The organism is Kitasatospora sp. NPDC051164 (genome assembly GCF_044455625.1).
Taxonomy (GTDB): Bacteria; Actinomycetota; Actinomycetes; order Streptomycetales; family Streptomycetaceae; genus Kitasatospora.
The window spans coordinates 147407-165139 of the sequence record NZ_JBITFB010000011.1 but is presented as its reverse complement, the minus strand read 5'-3'; the positions used below and the strand labels follow the sequence as shown (position 1 = coordinate 165139).

Sequence of the window (17733 nt, the reverse complement as noted above, 5' to 3'; positions counted from 1 at the left end):
GGGGCTCGGGCGAGGGGTGGCCCCGGCCGGCGGCGGTCAGGAGGTGGGCGGGGTGGAGGAGCCGACGGCGGCGCCCGGTGCGGAGGTCGGCCCCGCTGCGGCAGAGGGAAACGTTTCTGCTGCCCCGGCTGAGGAGGGAGAGCTGGTGGAACGCGCGGCGCCGAGGACGACCTGCGGCGCACCGGACCCGCCCGCGGCGGTGGAGGCGGTAACTGCACTGCTCGCCTTGGTGGATGACCCCTCGCCGGGCGCTCCGGGCTGCTGGCCGGAGGCCGGGGCCCGGGAGATTAGGGGCTGTCCTTGGTCGCCGCCGTTGCCGTTGCGGCTGCCGCGCCGGGTGATCAGGGCCTGGTCGATCGCGTCGTCGCCGCCGCCTCCGGAGGAGGTGCCGGGGAACCGGAACGTGCTCGGCGTCGACGGGGCCGAGCCGGAGCCGGAGCCGGAGCCGGAGTCGGAGGTGTTGCCGCCGACCGGGCTGTCCTGGCCAGGAACCTGGGCCGGGCCCTGCGGGGCGCCGCCGCCCATCGCCGCGCCTCCGCCCATCGCCGCGCCGCCGGTTGCTGCGGTGGCGGCCATCCGGCCGCCCTTCTTCGCGGCGGCGGCGCCGGCCTGAAGGCCGGCAGCGGTCGAGCGGTGCAGGTCGTGGGACTGTCCGCCGTCGCCGGCCCAGTGCACGAACTTGTAGATCGCCATCGGGCTGAGCAGCACCAGCATCATGACGACGAGGCCGGCGATGATGTCCGACAGCGCCTGCACGCCGTCCTTGGTGTTGCTCTCGCCGAGGGCGGAGACACCGACCAGCATGATCACCGTCATGATCATCTTGCTGAAGACCACCGTCGCGGTGGCCTCGATCCACTTGCGCCGCCAGTCGCGTGTCGGCTCCCAGGAGCCGCCGGCCGCCGCGAACGGCGCGAGCACGACGAGCACGAGAATGGTCACCTTGCGCAGGACCATCGCGCCCCAGTAGAGGATCGCTCCGGCAGCGCAGCCGAGTGCGACCAGCGCGGGGATCGCCCAGCCGAGCGGTGACGTGATGCTGATCATCGACACCCGGACGATCCGCCTGACGGCGTCGTCCATGTTCGTGTTGGCGATCTGGAACAGCCCGCGGGACAGAGCGTCCACGACGGCGACGGCGACGCCGGTGAAGGTGATCGCAGTCATCGCGAACAGCGTCGCTGAGACGGTGCCGGTGACGGCCTGGCCGAGTGCCTGGCCGTCGCGGCGCCAGGCCGCCCTGATCAGCTGGAAGATGAAGGTCATCACCAACATGGTCAAAGCAATCGGCAAGATCGTGGCGTAGTTGGTGCGGAACCACTCGGCCGACAGGTCGATGCTGGTGGTCTTGTCGACGGCGCGCGAGGCGAGGTCGACGGCGCTCTTCGCCAAGTCGCCGGCGGACTTGGCGATCCACTTGCCGATGGAGTCGGTGACCGAGTCGCTGACGCCGCCGACGATGACGTCGCAGAGCAGGCCGGAGCCGGGGAGATCACAAAAGCCGATGGGCGATCAGCTCCTCTGGTTGGGACCGATGAGTGAGGTCAGGGGTAGACGGTGGGGGCGATGGAGGCCAGCGCGCAGTCGTGGCTCGGCCGGCACTGCACGGCCAGGGTGATGGAGCGGTCCTCGGCGCCGGCGCCGCCGTCGCGCCAGCTGACGGTCTGCTTGCCGGTGACGGTGACCGCGTAGATGTAGGCGATGGTCAGCTGCGTCGGATCCTTGCCGATGGCCTGCTGCCACGCGGCGGGAAGGTGCGCCTCGGCCACCTCGCCGACGGCGAACTGGCCGTTGTCGCGCATCCGGTCCCACAGGGTCGGGTCCGGTACCTGCGCGGCGAGTGCGTCCGGGTCGGCGTACTGGCTCTCACCGGTCAGCCACCCGCGCAGGCCGGCGAGCTGCTGGGGCTGGGTGGCGGTGCGGGTGTCGTAGCTCCACAGGGCCGCGGCGAACGCCTTCGCGAACGCGATCGGGTCGCTGGTGTGCGGGGGTGCGGCGACGACGGGGGCCGTGCCGATCGTCGGCCCGGTCGACGGGGTGGTGCTGGTGCGCGGCGATGGCGGAGAAGGCGGTGCCGAAACAGCTGCAGCAGAAGGGGACTTGGCGGCGCTCGGGGTGCGGTGGCCGCCGCCCGCGAGCCGGGCGATGAGCCCGGCCAGCAGAGCGACGACCACGAGCACGCCCAGGCCGATCAGCAGACGGCGCAGCAGCACGGACTGCCCGGTGAACGGCGAGGACTTGAGCATCAGTGGACGTTCGTCCCGACTGCGCTGAAGAAGCTGACGATGCCGTTGGCGGCGCCCAGCAGGAGGGCCGCGCCGGCCGCCACGAGCGCGCCCTGCTTGCCCTTCTGCTCGCTGCCGTGCGAACCCGTGTGGTGGCCCCAGGCCCAGACGATGCCGGACACGCACAGGGCGCCGACCACCGCGATGATCGCGAACAGGTTGATCGAGCCGACCGTGGACTTGAGGACGTCGAGGCCGGGAAGGCCGCCCTGGCTGGGAGTGATGCCGGGGTCGAAGGCCAGCTGGACCTTGGTGGCGGAATCGGCGAGGTAGGTGAGCAATCACACTCCACGGCTAGAGGGGTAGGGAGGGGCGCGGTGTGTCCGCGCGAGGGAGGGGTAGAATGCGCGAAGTGCGCTGAGATCGACGGAGGTTGCCGTCAGGTGGCGACGCGGCGGGCGGCGACGATGCCCGCTTTCCAGGAGTCGAGCGTGGAGATCTTGACCACGTCGCCCGTCTTCGGCGCGTGCACCACGAGGCCCTGGCCGATGAACATGCCCACGTGCTCCGGGCCCTGCGGCCCGGGCTCGATGAACAGCAGGTCGCCGGGGCGCAAGGCGTCCACCGAGACGGCGGTGCCCTCGCTGACCTGCGTGTAGGTTGTGCGCGTCAGCGTCACGCCGCCGGTCTTGTAAGACTGCTGCATCAACGAGCTGCAGTCGCACCGGCCCATCGGGTCCGGGCCGTGCGGCGCAGTGCAGTCGCCGCCCCACTGGTACGGCGTCCCTAGCTGACCGAGCGCGAACTTGATCGCGTTCTGCACGGCGAGCGGGGCGTCGGTGGGGATCTGGTAGCCGGCGGGCAGGACGCCGGGCGGGATCGTGCCCCAGTCCGTCCCCGTACCCGTACCGGTTCCGCACCCACCCGAGGAGGGCGACGGTGCGGGGGTCGCGGTCGGAGACGGGGAACCGCCCGGACTCGAACCCCCGGGCAGGGCCTGGGAGATGGCCTGCTGAAGAGCGGTCGCCAGGTTCTCCCATTTCGCGTACGCGTCCGGATAGCCAGACTTCTGGACCGCCTGCGCGGCCATGGTCAGCGGCAGCTGCTGCCAGCCGGCCGCGCCCAGAAGGGCCTTGTAGAAGCTGGTGGAGGCGTACACAGGGTCCTGGATCTGCACGGGCGTGCCCCAGCCCTGCGACGGGCGCTGCTGGAAGAGGCCGAGCGAATCGCGGTCACCGGAGCTCAGGTTGCTGAGTCCGGACTCCTGCAGCGCAGTTGCCAGCGCGATGGTCTGGCCGCGAGCGGGGACCTGCATGGCGATGCCGGTGGCCACGATCGTCCTGGCGTTGGGGATCTGGACACTCGGGGAGTCCAGGCCGCTAACCGAAGCGAGCGGTCCTGCAAGCCCGTTCAGAATCTGCTTGACCTGAGCGGCCACGGCGGCCGTGTCCACAGGCTGTGGGCCGGGCCCGGACGTGCACGTGTTGTTGCTGTTGGCCTTGGTGGCTTCGTCGTTGGCCGCCACGGCTAGCGCGGGGAACGCCACGGCGAACGGCGTGAGCAGGAGCCCGGCCGCGCCGAGGCCGACCACCTTCTTCAGGCTCATCGCGTCTCCAGAGCGCCACCTCCCGCCGGAGCGGCGGCGGAGGCGTCCGGAGGCCGGGAGCTGGGAATCGGCGTCCGTACGGTGAGGGAGCGGATGATGAGGTCTCCTGTCGGGTCATGCGACCGAGCGCGGGGTGAGGGGCCCGCCCTTTCGGCGGACGGGCGGGCCGGCGAGAGCGGCAGCAAGCCGCGCTCGTAATCTCGAAAAGGGCATGGCTGTCCCCTGGAACGGATAGATGGAATTCGCTTTAGACCGCCGAAGCTACCGAATCGAAGGCTCGCGACCTAAAAAGCGACGAACGCTCGGCACGGAGATATCCCGGCGACCGACCCGCAGGACGTTAGCCCCTCTTCGGCTCGCGACCTAAAAAGAACGATGGCCGCTGGGTCGAACGAGGGAAGCGTCCCGATCGGGTGCCCCACGGTAGGCGAGGTTCGGCTCGCAACCTAAAACGAAGATCAGCGGGCCGACGGGCTTTCTCTGGGGCACGGGAGACGATTGGCAAGGTGCAGCTCGCAACCTAAAACGATCTTCATCGGCTGCCGGATTCGGCCTTTTTAGGTCGCGAGCCGCACGTGAGCTAGGTTCCTCCTCGCAGCCGGAGCCCACGGTCCAAGCGTCGGTTTCACCCACCCGACTGCGGCCGAAAAGCCCAGGTCGGATGCCATGCTCTGGCTGCCTTCCCCTTCCCCGACCAGGAGGACAGCCCGCCCCTTGCCCTACGAAATCCACCGGGGCGACGCCCTCACCCGGCTCGCCGCGATCCCCTCGAACTCCGTCGACTGCGTCATCACCGACCCGCCTTACAATTCGGGTGGGCGTACCACGCAGGAAAGGACCGGGCGGACGGCCCGTGCGAAGTACACCTCCGCTGACGCCGCCCACACCCTCGCCGATTTCCCCGGCGAGAACAAGGACCAGAGGAGTTACACGTACTGGCTGAGCCAGCTCCTCGCCGAGTCCTATCGGGCCACCAGGAACGGTGGCGTTGCGCTCGTTTTCACGGATTGGCGCCAACTGGCTGCCACTAGCGACGCCCTGCAGGCCGGCGGCTGGATCTGGCGCGGCGCGCTCGCCTGGTACAAGCCCGCCGCGCGACCGCAAAAGGGTAGGTTCACGCAGAATTGTGAATTCGTTCTGTGGGGCAGCAAGGGCCCGATCGATGGCGACGCCCACCCCGTCTACCTGCCCGGCCTGTACACCGCCTCGCAGCCTCGCACTGGCCGCGTCCACATCACCCAGAAGCCGGTCTCAGTGATGCGGGAGCTCGTCAAGATCTGCCGCCCGGACGGCACCGTCCTGGACTTCTGCGCGGGCTCCGGCTCGACGGGCGTTGCGGCCCTGTTGGAGGGTCGCAACTTCATTGGCGTCGAGGTGACTTCGCACTATGCCGAGATCGCCGAGCGCCGCCTCGCCGAAGCCGAGCAGCAGTTCGCCTCGGGCGCGCTCGACCCCGAAACGGTGGAGTCGGATCCGGACGAAGCCTGACCGCCGGGCCGGGCCGCCGTTTCGCGGCTGGCCCGGCCCGCCCGGCCCAAGGGCGGTAGTTGTTCGAGAAGTACGGCGACCCGTCGGACTGCTCGGAAGCCGACGCCCATCCATCCGACGGCCTGGACCGGGCGACGCAGCCCCCGCCCCGATCGTGTCGGGCCTGCCCGACACGGCCGTCCGGCCGTTCGCTACGAGGGCCGAAGGCTCGTCGGCATCATCACTGGGGACGGCGGCGTGATGGCCCGCAGCACTCGAACCCTGCGAGCGGCCGGCGGATGGCGGCTCATCACCGGATCGGTGGAGATGCCAGTGAGTCTCCCCAACTCACGGCCGCCATCATCGACGCCGGCCGCAGGCTGGCGACCACGCTGTGGGCCGGCTCGACGTCAGCCGCTCGCCACGGGCCGGAGCCGCCCGCACCCGTACGACAGCGGCCCAGCAGGACGGCCTCGGTCGCGCTGCCAACGGCACCGCCGACTCCCCGGGAACGGCTGCCGTGCCGCCCCCAAAGCAGGCCCCCGGCCCCGCTGACACAACTGCCCGCCACCGACAATGCCTTCGCCACCCCCACCCCAGACGGCAGCACCAAGTCGTCCTTCGAAGCGAGACCACCATCGACACCCACCCCTTGGACGACTTCGACCCGTTCACCCTCGACGGCTTCGCACCGGCCACCCCGGAGGCGGCACACGCCGTCTACATGCTCGACTTCCTGCTCGACACCCCGCCCCTGCGGCTGCAGCACACCCCAGCGACCGGCTCCCCGAGGCACAGCTACTACCTGTTCCAAGACGAGGTCTGCATCGGCCCCGACCTGCCCGCCCCGCAGTTCGTCGCCGCGTACGTCCAGCGCGACCCGACCACCGCCACCTACACCACCGACTACGAGATCCTGCCGATGATCGCGCTCGCGGAGCGCTGGCTCATCGAACGTGGCGCAGACCCGGACGCCGTCACCTACACCGGGGGCCTATACGCCCGCCCCGACGACCCGGCCACCCGACAGGTCGAGGACCGACTGCGCACGCCAGGACGCTACGAGGTCCTCGCCCACTTCACCTACGGCTGGGAACGCTCCCCCTCATGGGTGCTCGCACTGGACCAGCACGCTCCCGATCCGGACCTGGCCTACCGCGTCTTCCACCAGCACGTCGACGAGGCGATCACCCTCGACATCGAAGCGTTCTGGGCTCGCGGATCCGACGCCACGGACATCGCGCCCGGCCCCGGCTGGTACTCCCTGACCGAGCACGCCTTCGCCACCCTGCAGGAAGTCCAGGAATGGACCCGCACCATCGACGCGGCCTGGGTCGGCGGCGATCCCGGCTACGGCTACGAGGAGTCGTTCACCTTCCGCCCCATCCCCACCCACGCCATCTTCGTGCCCAGCGCCGGATCGCGCGCGCAGGCGGCAGCGACCCGTACACGGGCAGGCGCCACCGCGGACCGCACCGCCCCCGAGCGGACGTCAGCGCCGGCACCGCCAGGGCCTCACCGGGACACCGCTCCCCGACGCTGAACCAGACCCCGCGGACCACCGGGCCACTGCACTCGGCTCCCACCCCGCCCTACCCACTGCACGAGGCCCATGCGCGACGACACCCAGATCGACGTTGCCCCCCGCTACCTGGCCGGCGCCGGAGGCGACCCCGGCGATGCCCTCAACCTGCTCATCAAGAAGCGGAACTGGCCTCACCACACCGACCCCGAGAACTCCAGCCTGTTCATCTCCAGCCCCTGCCACCGCCTGCGAGTTGCCTTCATGGGCGACTACCTGGACCGGTGGCAACTCGTCGCTAGCGCCGATCCGATGGGCGCTCCGGACTGGATGGCGCGGTTCGACGGCCGTACCCCGGTCGAGATCGTCGGTGCCTTCCTGGAAACCATCGCGGGAGACCTTGAGGAATACCCGGAGCAGGTGTTCAACCGCCGCAGCTACCTCGTCCGGGACGCCACTCGGCTGGTCGAACAGGCTGGATGGAAGCGCGAGTTCACGGCTAACGTGATCCCTCTCACCGCTCCGGATGGCCTCGCTGGACTCGAGGTCCGGCGCGTGCCGACGGGCCTGGCCAAGGAGTTCGAGCCGTACGACGAGACCGTCATGCTCTGGGCCGGTCCGGAGGGCACCCCCGCGTACTGGGAAGCCCACTTCACCAAGGGCACCCCGCTCCATGTGATCGCCGCGGCAACCCGGCCCATGATCACCCCCGCGCCGGTCCGGCGGCACCGCGCGGACCTCGCACCGGAAGTCCTGCCTCACCTCACCAGTGCCCGAAGCGAGCACCGGGCCAGTTCGCGGGCCCAGGCTGCGCGTACGGCCTCCCCTGCCGCCCAGGCGGCTGGCGGCGCCGTCGTCGCACCGGCCGCGGCGGTGACCCACGAGCCAGCTGTCTCCCGGCCCGTCCGGTGACCCGCTCCGGACCCGCCAGCCGTACGAGCCGCCCCGGCCGACGGCCGGATGGACGGCAACCGCTCGGCCAGAGCCAACGCCGCACCGCCACTAAGGAGACGACATAGTCGATCACGCCGCCATACTGACGACCCTGGCGCCGCTGCCGGACGGCATCACCACCAGCCGTCAACAGCTCGCGCCCCGTGCGGACGTCCTCATCACCGCTGCGCTTGAGCCAGGCGGCATCCGCAGCGACACGTACCGCGGCATTCGCGTCCAGGTGGTGCTGCGCGCCAGCGGAGCGCAACTGGGCTCCAACCTCTTCGACGACCATGAGACGGTGCCCCGGCTGGGATTCGTGCACACCGTGCGTGCTCTGGCCGACATCGACCGCGACGGCGAGCTGAACCCCGAACCGCTCAGGCACGCCATCGCCCGGTACATCGAGGTGTTCACCGACTCCCCACCGGCCCCAACTCCCGCCGAGAGCCGAACGGAATCGCGCGTACGCGGTGTTCAGCGCGGCGCTGGCCAGCCTCCGGCGGCGCCCACCGGTCCGTCGACCACTCCCGCGGCCCTGCGGGCAGCCGCAGCGCGCGGCCGGCAGAGGCTGCCGACAGCCGCAGAAGGCACCCAGTCACGTACCTACCTGGAGCACTCATCACCACCCAGCAGAACAACACGGAACCACCCGAGGCCGCGCTGCCCTGGCCGACCGACCGGAGCCGCTGTTGACCACGAACCCCTACTGGGTCAAGAAGGCCGACGATCAGCCGTGGTTGCAGCTGAGCATCACCCCGGCGCTGTACGCCGGCCCCGTCCTGGACAGCGAGCGGGCGATCCGCCCGCTCGTCGACGCCGGCGCCGTGTGCCTCGACGACGGCCGCGGCAACCAGTTCATCGTTTCCCACGACGGTCGGATCCGGCTCGGCTTCGTGCCCCAGAACGGGACCGACGCGATGTGGAAGATCGCCGTGCACGACGCCCCGTTCGAGCCGCCCCAGTGGACCGTGTGCCTCACCGACCACACGCCCATCGAGATTGTCGAGGCCATCACCACCGACCTCGCCTCCAAGCTGCGCTCCGGCGCCCGGCTGCACGGGTCGGCCGCCGACAGCGAGTGGCGCAGCCTCTTCCAGCCCCCGGAGTGGACCACCACCTGGGACGCCCGGGCGCAGCAGGAGACGGTGGTCTCGATGCACGCCCCGCAGGACCGGATCGTCCTCGACCCCGGCGGCGGGGCCGGCGACTGGGAGGAAGCCGGCCAGGACGGGTTCTGGACCGTCACCATCGGCGACGAGTACGAGGGCTGGTGCGCGGCAGCCAGCACCTCCACCCCGGACCGGATCCTGCACGCCATCGCCGGTGCGATGCTCGGCCAAGCCACCCGTGACGTCGGTGAACTGAGCAACCTGACGATCGGGGCCGCGGTCATCGGTGCCGCAGAGCTGATCGAACTGCCCCCCAGCCCAACCCCGCTGGACGTCCAGCGGGGCCGGGCAGCCCGCACCCGCAGCCCACTGCCCACCTCACCCGGCAGCGGGAGCGCACCGCCAGCCGTTCCACGGGCAACACCACCTACCCCGAACCGCGACGGCCACCGCCGCTGACAGCCTGAGGAGCACCATCGACCCCGACAACACGACCGTCCGAGTCCTGCCCCGACGCCTGGCAGGCCCTGGCGCGTCGAAGACCGTCTGGACGAACCTGACCAAGCGGGGCTGGCGCCCGGTGGACTGGCACCAGGCCGGCGCCGGCCTGGCCAGCCCGTCGTACGACATCCTCCTGATCGCGGCCCAGCACGACAGCGACACCGCTTGGCAGATCAGCCATCATCCGCTCCTGACCGCACCGCCGACCTGGACAGCCACGTTCACCAGCGGTACACCGGCAGAGATCATCACCGACACCCTCGTCCACCTCACCACCCAGCTCCAGCGCGACCGACTCGCCGCCGTCGCCGGCCCCACCGACCTGCGCAGCATCTTCGACGCCGTCGAACGCGCCGGATGGGACACCGTCCTCCTCGGCGACCAGGTCCACGCCGAGAGCCCCGAGCCAGCCGTCGAGAGCATCGAGCTGTGGCACCGCGTCGACGGATCCTGGTACTCCAACCCGGACACCGAGCCCGGCGCGACGACCATTGTTGCCGGCCGAGCAGCCGGCCCGCTGGAGGCCCGCGGTTGGCAGGCGGACTTCTCCCGGCACACCCCAGCACACCTGATCACCGCAACACTCAAGGCCGCCACCGCGCCGAAGCCGGCAACGCGCAGGGCCGACCGAATCCCGCGGCCGTACCGCGACGTCGTGTTCACCGTCCCCTCGGCCAGGGAGGGCAAGAGCACCCCGGCGCACGCCGACATCGACACCGAGGACCCCACCATCGCCGTCGAGCCGCTGCGGGACTGGCGCCACACCGAGGACGAACTCGGCAACATGACCCTGCACAGCCCCTGCGGCCGTGTCAGCGTCGCCCACACACCCGAGCACCGACCCGACCAGCGCTGGACCAGCCCCTGGACCATCACCGCGACCGGCGACGGTCCCCCATGGAGCAGCAGTAAAGGGGACCGCATCTCCTGGACCGCCCGCTTCACCACCCACACCCCGACGCCGGTCGTCGCCGCCGTCACCGCTGCGCTCGCCGAGGCCCTCGAGCGGCTCGACGTCGAAGAGGTCTGGGACGACTTCGAGTCCTCGCCCGAGCCGAGCTTCACCCCACACCGCCGCTACCGGCCCGATCCGGTCCCCGGAAGCCGAGACCCCGCCCTCGCCCACGCCCAACTCCGCCTGTCGGACTGGCACAAGAGCGACCTCCACCACCGGGACAGGTCGAGCACCGGCCCCGCCGGCGTGAAGCTGTGGTCGGTCCTGCGGGGCGAGCCCAGCTCCCTGGACATCGTGCCGCTGGCTGAAGCCTGGACGCTCGACGGAGGCGACCCGCCCGCCCTGTGGAGCGCGACCTTCAGCCCCGACACCCCGACCTTCCTGATCACCGCAGCAGCCCGAGAAGCCGACCGCCTTGCCCAGTCGACACGGACCGGCACCGCACCCCAGCACCACCTGACCGCCCGCCGCGCAGCCGCCCGATCCGCACCGGCCACCCCGCTGCCCGCCGCGCAGCCAGCCACCGCACCGGCGGCACCACCCCCAGCCGGCCCCCGGCGGACCCGCTGACCAGTTGGGTCACCAGAGCCACCGCTTCCCGGAGCCGACCATCCCCAGCACCAACAGCCACCCTCGCACCCGGAACCAGCCCGCACCGGCCGACACGAAGCCGGCGAACGGAACCCCCCGTCCAAACGGAGCCGTCCTGCACGACACCAGCGCCGACCTGCACACCATCGAGCGGATCGCCCGGGCCGCCGCCTACCCGCAGACCCAACAGATCATGATCCGCGGCCTCCTCGACCGCCCCAGCGGGTACAGCGCCCTCAGCATCGCCGTCACCCGAGACGACCTCCGCGCAGCCGCCCTCGCCGCCGTCCGCACGCTGATCGAGCGTGAGATCGACGCCGGCCGACCCTGGACCGGCGAAGCGGCCCGCTGGCTCAGCCGCGCCCACGCCAACTGGCAGACCAGCGCCGCCCTGGCCAACCACCTCACGTGGTACGCCCGCAGCCGACGCAACAGCGCCCTCGCCCACCTCACCGGCACCAACCATCTCACCCAGCCCGGCACCGACCGCACCCACGCCCAGGCGCTCCGGCACATCCACCTCGCCGGCCTGCGCTTCGACTTCCGGTGCCGCAGCATCCAGCAGCTGCTCAACCAGGCATCGGGAAGCGAGCGAGCGCACTGGGATCCGTACACCCGCGCCCTTGCCGCCTTCGCCCTCCTCGGAAGCTCCGCGCGCGGTGCTCTCGACGCCATGGACCGCAGCCTCGCCGAAGCCGGTGACAACCCCCAGGTCTGCCACGCCCTGCTCCACGGCCTCTGGCTCGGTGACGGGCTACCCGACCAGGCCGAGCGGATCCTGGAGCTGGCCGCGTGGCCCACCTTCGACGACGGCGACCCGATCATGCTCTTCCGTACCGCCACTGCCTGGCGGATGCTCGGGCGCCGAGCCGAAGCTCTCACGGCGATCGACAGCGCCCTCGAAGCCCTCGGCCCGAACCAGCCCGAGGTGCACGCCGACTTCGTCCGTGAACGCGCCCTGATCACCGCGCTGGCCCGAGAGTCGCAGCACGACCAAGAACACTGACCCCGCTCGACTCGGGCCTGCGCCCGGAGTCCCTACCTCTTGATGCGGAGGACCGTCATCGAACAGCCGAACCCCCAGGGCCGCCAGCCCACCGCACCGGACCCGCGCGTTGCCGGAGGCGAGGAAGTCCGGACCTACCAGCGCGACCTGAGTCGCTGGGCTGCCCGCCGGGCCCACATCCAGCAGGCCCTCAATCCGCCCCCCGCCGGGCAGGCGAGCGAGCCGCCCGTCACCGCACCACCCTCATCATCCCGCCCGCGCCGGCGCTGACCGCCGCCCTGGTACGCCCGGCACACCACTGAACACCAGGGCCAGCCCCGCGGACCCAGCCCTCCGGTGAGCGGGCCGAATAATGGCGATGGGCCGTACCCCGCAAAGGGGGTACGGCCCATCGCCATTGACGGACTACGCCGCAGCGGCGTAGCTCGTCCGAAGCAGTGCCATTGACCGGTCGAGATCCTCCATCGAGCCGATCCGGACCTCCAGTTCGCCCGTGCCGAGGTGCCCGATTCTCCGGACGTCCCTGGTCCAGCCCGGGACCAGCTGGACCGTCGTCGGGTCGACGCGCAGGAAGACGACCAGAGCCTGGGCCTGCGCCAGCACCCGGACGCAGGCGAAGTTCCGCCGGCGGCGGTAGGCGACGTAGTGCTGCAGCTCCACCGAGTGCCCCTCGCCCAGGTCGAGCAGACGGGCGTCCAACTCGTCGTACAGCTCCCGTACCTCGCCGCCCACCTGCGACAGCACGTCGCTGACCGTCCGGCGCACGGACGAAGCCAGCCGTGTCCGCTCCGACCGGCCAACCGCCAGGGAGCCGCAGCCGCCGGCGATCGACACCGCCAGCTCCAGCGTCACCAGGTCGTCCCCGTAGCGCCGGTAGACCACCATGTCGATCCGATGGTGGGACATGCCAGCAGCCACCAGGTCGTAGCGGGTGTACTCCGCCGCGATGCAGACCACCCGCGGGCGGCTCCAGTCCACCCGCTCGGCGGCTTCCGCTCCCAGCCGCCGCTCGACGAGCGCCTCAAACTCTGACCGGTTCTCCACCAGCCACGAGAGGTAGAACAGCCCCTGGGCGAGGACCGACTCACTGCTCGTGCGCTTGTACTCGATCAGGACTGGGCTTCCGTCTTCGTCCAGACCGAGGCTGTCGATCCGGCCCCGGTGCACGGGACCGGTGGAGTACTCGGTCGCCAGGAAACGGACACCACCCAGCATCTCCTCCATGTTCGCCTCCACGAGCCGCTGGAGATCACGCTCGAACTCCACGGCCGCGCCCTCGACACGGCGAACATCCCCGCCAGCGACTCGAAACACCTGCAGTCCCGCCACGAACCCCCCAGCACGCCACCCGCCGGCCCGCCCGGCGATGGACGGGACACCATACATGCCAGAAGTCGGGCAATCTAGACATCATTGCGTTTGTCACATTTTACCCAGGAGGGAATAGACTGGATCTGACGTTCCGGCCAGTGGTGCGATCTGACGGGCCCCCGGATATCGTCACACTGTGTCACTGATACCTTGTGGGGGGGATGGTCTTTCCGCAAGGAGGTGCTTCCCACTGGGGAGATTGAAGCGGGCCTCGAAGGGCCGGTTGCTGCGTGTGACCAGAGCTCTGGGACCACTTTGGGACCACATGCCTTGGGCGCTAGTGGGCGGCGGTGTTCGGATTTGGACATTCCTGCACATAGTAACCATTGAGCCACTGTCAGCTGGTCCACTCGTGCATGGAGGCGGGTGCGGTGCAATTCGGCGAGTGGTAAGCTGATTTGAGAGCTTGAAGCTGGCGTGCTGGCTTCGCTCGAAGCAGGCAGAGGAACGGCCCACTTGACTGGGGGTCAAGGGGTCGCAGGTTCAAATCCTGTCGTCCCGACCGCGAGTTTTCGCAGGTCGGAGGGCGCTTCCATCAAAATGATGGGAGCGCCTTTTTGTGCGTGTCGCGGGGTGGTGGTCGCATGGTGGTCGCGCCCTGACCGGTCTGGGAACGCAGCCTGATGGCAGGTGGCGGTGGACAACTCGCCGTAGCCAGGCTGGAGTTGGGGCCGGATGGTCAAGCGTGGTGCTTCGCGGTCGGAGGAGCTCGGCCCTCCTGAGCGGGTGACCTGCTGTCGTCGGCTTGACGGGCGCCGTACGCGATCTTCCTCGGTGGCGACTGATTCGCACAGGTTTGTCCCGATTTCTGGGTCGGGATCCTCGCTTGAAGTCCTGTCGAGTGATCGTTGCGCTGCGACCACCACGCGATCACCAGAGGCCGGGCGTGGTTGCTGAGCTGCTGCTACCCCTTGAGAGCGCGACAAGGAGCTCACTTCGCCCGTCGCTGCGCCGAGGGCCGCTGGTAACCGCTCGGGTCGCGGCGGGTGAGGCGCGATTCGCTCTTCGTCTTTGTGCTTTTCGGTTGGCGCCGCGATGCTGAGCCCGGAAACGCGCAGGCTTCGGTTGGGTCAGATCTTTGCGGCCGATGTTCCGTTGGGGTTGTTCCAGGAGCTGCCGCTGTCCTGCTTCCGGTCGTCGTCGGGCCTGGGAAGGCTTCATGGCGGCGCGGATTGCGGGCAGCTACGATCCGCGCCGGCGGTTCACCGTCTGGAGATGCCGCTGATGCTCGCGGTCGGGGAGTTGTGCACACATTGCGCGTGGCCGCTTCCGGGTGAACATCCGCTCGTCGCCTTCGCTGAAGCGGTGTCGTCTCTGGCGCCGTTGAGGGCGTGGGTGTGTGCCCCGGGCGATGAGGCAGAGTTCGAGGCGGGCCCCGTCACGGAGGGGGTGAGGCGGGCGGACTCGGATGCTGCGCGCGAGGGGAAGCGTCGGAGGTGGTGGAGCTTGCAGGCGCAGCTGCTGGAGAGTCAGGTGGTCACGGCGGCGTACCCGTGGCTTGCGCCGTGGGTCGAGCCGATGCGTACCGGCCTCGCCGGAGCAGTGGATTGCGCACGTCGGAGCCTGGCCTCGTCGTTGGACGAGTCCGCTCTGCTGGAGGCGGCCTGTGCCGCGACCCTGCCGGATCCAGGGACCGATGGTGGGCCGGCTCTGGTCGGCCCGGGGCCCGGCGGTCCGTGGCTGGTGCAGGAGGCGTGGGCCTGCTGGCAGCAGGAGTGTGCTGGCGGCTGGGACGGGCTTGAGGTGGGCAGGGTTGCGGTGATGGCGGTGGTATACGGGGCGTTCGGGTCCCGCCGGCGGGGTCGCGGGGAGGCTCTCGATGCGCTGGATCGCCTCGTTGATGACTGGAATGCCCAGGCGCGTGCTCTGGCCGCGCAGCACGCGGCGGTTCCTCGCCGTTCGGTCACGGTCGATCTCCCGCCGCTCGACCGCGCCCACGGCGGGGAGGGGGAGGAGGACCGGCTTCCCCGGTGGGAGGCCGGTGTCCTTGCGGTGTATCAGGTGGCTGCGCACTGGTCGGCCGGCAGCGTTGATCTGCTGGTGCCGGGGCCTGTCGTTGATCAACTGCTTCGCAGCGGTTCCCTCGCTGTGGAGGCAGAAGATGGTGACTGCCTGGGCTCGTGATCACCGGATCGCGACCCCGCGCGAGCGGCACTCGCTCGGGCTTGGAGCTGACCGTGCCCGGTCCGGCTCCAAGCCCGGCATGCGAGAAGCGATGGCGCCCGGAGCCCGGCACTTCGATTGCTAGGCAGCGCGTCCGAGGTGGTGAGGACGGCCGGAGTCGAGGTCGGCCTCGGCTTGTGCGAGGGCGTCGGCCAGGGCGTGGACCGCTTCGTCTGCGGCGTACTTGAGCAGGTGCCCGTAGATGTTGATGGTCGTGGCCAGGGTGGAGTGCCGCAGGGTCTTGGAGACCACCGCCATGGGCACATCAGAGGTGATCATGATGGTCGCCGCAGTGTGCCTCAGGTCATGCACCCCGATCCGGGGCAGCCCGATCTCGGCGGTGCGCCGCCGCAGCTCATTCAGGACGTGCTGGGGCCGCAGCGGCGAGCCGTCCACCCCGGCGAAGACCAGTCCCTCCAACGGCGCGCCCGGCGGGAGCAGTGACTGCTGGTGGTCGGCCTGGCGCCGCAGGGCGTCCATGGCCCGGGCGTTGAGGCTGACCCAGTTCAGGCTCGCCTTGGTCTTCGGCGGTCCCAGGTGAAGTTCGTTGTTGTTGACCGCGGACAGGGTCCAGCGGACGTACACCTTGCGCTCCATGAAGTGCACGTCCGTCCAGTGCAGACCGAGTGCCTCACCGCGCCGAAGACCGGTTGCGAGGATCACCTCGAACAGGTCCCCGAGCTGATCCGCGTAATTCTGGGCGTTGTGGCTAAGGAACGCGGCGGCCTGCAGCGGGGTCCAGCACAGCCGCTCGGGCGAGGCCGGCCGCGCCCTGATGGCGCGCCGGGCCGGGGTGTAGGTCAAGCGCTTGCCGCGCACGGCCTGGCCGAGCGCGCTGCGCAGCACGGAGCCGGCTCGGTACACGGCGACCGGGCCGCGTTCGGCGGAGAGTTGATCGGTGCTCCACTTCTCGATGTGTCGGGCTTTCAGGTCGACCAGCCGGATCCGCCCGAATGTGGGCAGCAGGTCCTTGTGGACGTACGCGTGGTAGTTCGCGTAGGTGGAGGCCTTGAGGGTCTTCTCCTTCAACGCCAGCCACTCGAGCAGATAGGTACCCACGGTGATCTTCGGGTCTTCGAACACTCCGATCCGCTCCGCGGCCAGCACGAGTTCCAGCGCGTGCCGCGCGTCCTGCTCCGAGCGGTAGCCGCTGCGGCGGCGGGTCTTGCGTCCCACCTCCGAAGACGGCAGGTCTACCGCGTACGCCCAACTCCCGTGCCCTGCTTCGGTTTGCAGCGCCGGACACGAGCTCCCAACTGCCGTCGGCACTCGTCACGGCAGCCACAGCGGCGGTAGACACGGCCACGGGTGGGACAGGTGCTCATCGTGTTCTCCCTGCGTCAGGTGATCGTGGTGAGACAAGTGCCCACCAGCCAACAACTCATGAGGAGAACGCGGCCGGCGCGCGAAGCACGGCGCGGCCCCCAGCGCGCAGATGGCGATCGTGTCGGGAGAGCGACACCGCTATCTGCTTCAAAGCGCTGGTTTGATCGGCCGAGAGGTCAGATGCCACCCGGCCGAGCCAGCTGGCATCGGGTTCCACTTTGGTGAGCCAGATCGACCAGCGGTGGGCCGCCGACCGGACGGGGAGCGGGGCGTGGGTGCCCCGTTACCGGGTGGTGCTCAGACCAGCGCGCCGCCACGGGCGGGGGAAGGGTGGCGCAGCGGGACGCCGCGCTCGCCGGGGCGGCGGTTCGGGGGCAGGCCCAGGTGGTCGAGGGTTTCGTCCGCGTTGGTCCACTACTCCCCGATCTGGTAGATCCGCCGGGCCTCTTGGGCGGTGGCGATGTCGCGCCCCAGCTCGTCGGCGATGCGGACGAGCTGCTCGACCTGCTGGACGGAGGTGATGCGCTCCTTGCGGGGCGCCCACAGGTTGTCCTCGATGCCGACGCGGACGTGCAGGCCCAGGGCGATCGCGATGGTGTTCATCGGCAGGGTGGAGCGCATGATGCTCTCGATGGTGAGCACGGCGCCGTCCGGGGTGCGGCGGGCGAACTCGACCAAATCGGCGGGGCGGAACGCGGACGCGCCGCCGCCGATGGCGACGTAGTTGAGGTTGAGCGGGCCGGTGTAGAGGCCGGCGCGGATCAGTCGTTCGACGGTCTCCAGCTGGGGCAGGTTGGCGAGCATGAAGTGCGGCTGGATGCCGTTGGCGGTCAGCCGCTTGAGGTGCTCGAGGTAGAAATCGGGGCCGGAGGGCGAGCGCGGTGACCGAGGCGCGCGCCATCGCCCGGCACCCTGCATCGTGGCGATTCGGCTGGTGCAGGAGATGCGCCAGCCT

The 17733-nt window shown here is 70.2% G+C and carries 14 protein-coding genes; 7 read left to right on the top strand and 7 right to left on the bottom strand.

Annotated features, from left to right (window positions below; translation table 11 throughout):
- Positions 1–36: 36 nt before the first annotated feature.
- The 4 genes from ACIBEC_RS18175 to ACIBEC_RS18160 all read right to left on the bottom strand — a co-directional run bounded on the left by ACIBEC_RS18175 (position 37) and on the right by ACIBEC_RS18160 (position 3831).
- Positions 37–1392, bottom strand: coding sequence for a conjugal transfer protein TrbL family protein (locus tag ACIBEC_RS18175; protein WP_396287971.1), 1356 nt, complete (start codon positions 1390–1392; stop codon positions 37–39).
- A gap of 152 nt (positions 1393–1544) precedes the next feature.
- On the bottom strand, positions 1545–2246 hold the full coding sequence (locus ACIBEC_RS18170; RefSeq protein WP_360493257.1) for a hypothetical protein: 702 nt from the start codon (positions 2244–2246) through the stop codon (positions 1545–1547).
- Positions 2246–2566: a DUF6112 family protein gene (locus tag ACIBEC_RS18165; protein ID WP_360493254.1), complete on the bottom strand. Its 321-nt coding sequence runs from the start codon at positions 2564–2566 to the stop codon at positions 2246–2248. Before ACIBEC_RS18165 ends, ACIBEC_RS18170 begins: the two co-directional genes overlap by 1 nt.
- Before the next feature lie 98 nt (positions 2567–2664).
- The gene (locus tag ACIBEC_RS18160) at positions 2665–3831 is read right to left on the bottom strand and encodes a C40 family peptidase (RefSeq protein ID WP_360493251.1); all 1167 of its coding nucleotides are present in this window, start codon (positions 3829–3831) and stop codon (positions 2665–2667) included.
- Positions 3832–4545: 714 nt separating this feature from the next.
- On the opposite strand from ACIBEC_RS18160, the gene ACIBEC_RS18155 reads away from it, so the two are divergent.
- The 6 genes from ACIBEC_RS18155 (at position 4546) to ACIBEC_RS18130 (ending at position 11918) form a co-directional block, all read left to right on the top strand.
- Positions 4546–5319: a site-specific DNA-methyltransferase gene (locus ACIBEC_RS18155; protein WP_360493248.1), complete on the top strand. Its 774-nt coding sequence runs from the start codon at positions 4546–4548 to the stop codon at positions 5317–5319.
- Positions 5320–5950: 631 nt separating this feature from the next.
- The gene (locus ACIBEC_RS18150) at positions 5951–6841 is read left to right on the top strand and encodes a hypothetical protein (protein WP_360493245.1); all 891 of its coding nucleotides are present in this window, start codon (positions 5951–5953) and stop codon (positions 6839–6841) included.
- 69 nt (positions 6842–6910) lie between these two features.
- Complete coding sequence (locus tag ACIBEC_RS18145) at positions 6911–7732, top strand: DUF317 domain-containing protein (RefSeq protein WP_360493242.1); 822 nt, start codon at positions 6911–6913, stop codon at positions 7730–7732.
- A 713-nt stretch (positions 7733–8445) separates the two neighbouring features.
- Positions 8446–9324, top strand: coding sequence for a DUF317 domain-containing protein (locus tag ACIBEC_RS18140; RefSeq protein ID WP_360493239.1), 879 nt, complete (start codon positions 8446–8448; stop codon positions 9322–9324).
- Positions 9325–9445: 121 nt separating this feature from the next.
- Positions 9446–10891, top strand: a complete 1446-nt coding sequence (locus ACIBEC_RS18135) for a DUF317 domain-containing protein (protein WP_360493237.1) — start codon at positions 9446–9448, stop codon at positions 10889–10891.
- 4 nt (positions 10892–10895) lie between these two features.
- Entirely contained in the window at positions 10896–11918 is a 1023-nt protein-coding gene (locus tag ACIBEC_RS18130; RefSeq protein ID WP_360493234.1) for a hypothetical protein, read from the top strand.
- A gap of 405 nt (positions 11919–12323) precedes the next feature.
- Here ACIBEC_RS18130 and ACIBEC_RS18125 read toward each other — a convergent pair whose 3' ends face one another.
- Positions 12324–13184 carry a DUF5655 domain-containing protein gene (locus tag ACIBEC_RS18125; RefSeq protein ID WP_360493232.1) on the bottom strand — a complete coding sequence of 287 codons (861 nt, stop codon included), beginning with the start codon at positions 13182–13184 and terminating at the stop codon, positions 12324–12326.
- A gap of 1551 nt (positions 13185–14735) precedes the next feature.
- On the opposite strand from ACIBEC_RS18125, the gene ACIBEC_RS18120 reads away from it, so the two are divergent.
- Complete coding sequence (locus ACIBEC_RS18120; RefSeq protein WP_360493230.1) at positions 14736–15413, top strand: hypothetical protein; 678 nt, start codon at positions 14736–14738, stop codon at positions 15411–15413.
- Positions 15414–15533: 120 nt separating this feature from the next.
- Here ACIBEC_RS18120 and ACIBEC_RS18115 read toward each other — a convergent pair whose 3' ends face one another.
- Together ACIBEC_RS18115 and ACIBEC_RS18110 are read right to left on the bottom strand one after the other, a co-directional pair.
- The gene (locus ACIBEC_RS18115) at positions 15534–16628 is read right to left on the bottom strand and encodes a site-specific integrase (protein ID WP_360493227.1); all 1095 of its coding nucleotides are present in this window, start codon (positions 16626–16628) and stop codon (positions 15534–15536) included.
- A gap of 564 nt (positions 16629–17192) precedes the next feature.
- Positions 17193–17696, bottom strand: coding sequence for a 3-keto-5-aminohexanoate cleavage protein (locus ACIBEC_RS18110; RefSeq protein WP_360493225.1), 504 nt, complete (start codon positions 17694–17696; stop codon positions 17193–17195).
- Between the last annotated feature and the right edge of the window lie 37 nt (positions 17697–17733).

What these genes read in the sequence shown, in the direction of transcription:
- ACIBEC_RS18170 (WP_360493257.1), bottom strand. Translation starts at nt 2,246, where the DNA reads ATGCTCAAGTCCTCGCCGTTCACCGGGCAGTCCGTGCTGCTGCGCCGT.
- ACIBEC_RS18160 (WP_360493251.1), bottom strand. Translation starts at nt 3,831, where the DNA reads ATGAGCCTGAAGAAGGTGGTCGGCCTCGGCGCGGCCGGGCTCCTGCTC.
- ACIBEC_RS18145 (WP_360493242.1), top strand. Translation starts at nt 6,911, where the DNA reads ATGCGCGACGACACCCAGATCGACGTTGCCCCCCGCTACCTGGCCGGC.
- ACIBEC_RS18110 (WP_360493225.1), bottom strand. Translation starts at nt 17,696, where the DNA reads ATGCAGGGTGCCGGGCGATGGCGCGCGCCTCGGTCACCGCGCTCGCCC.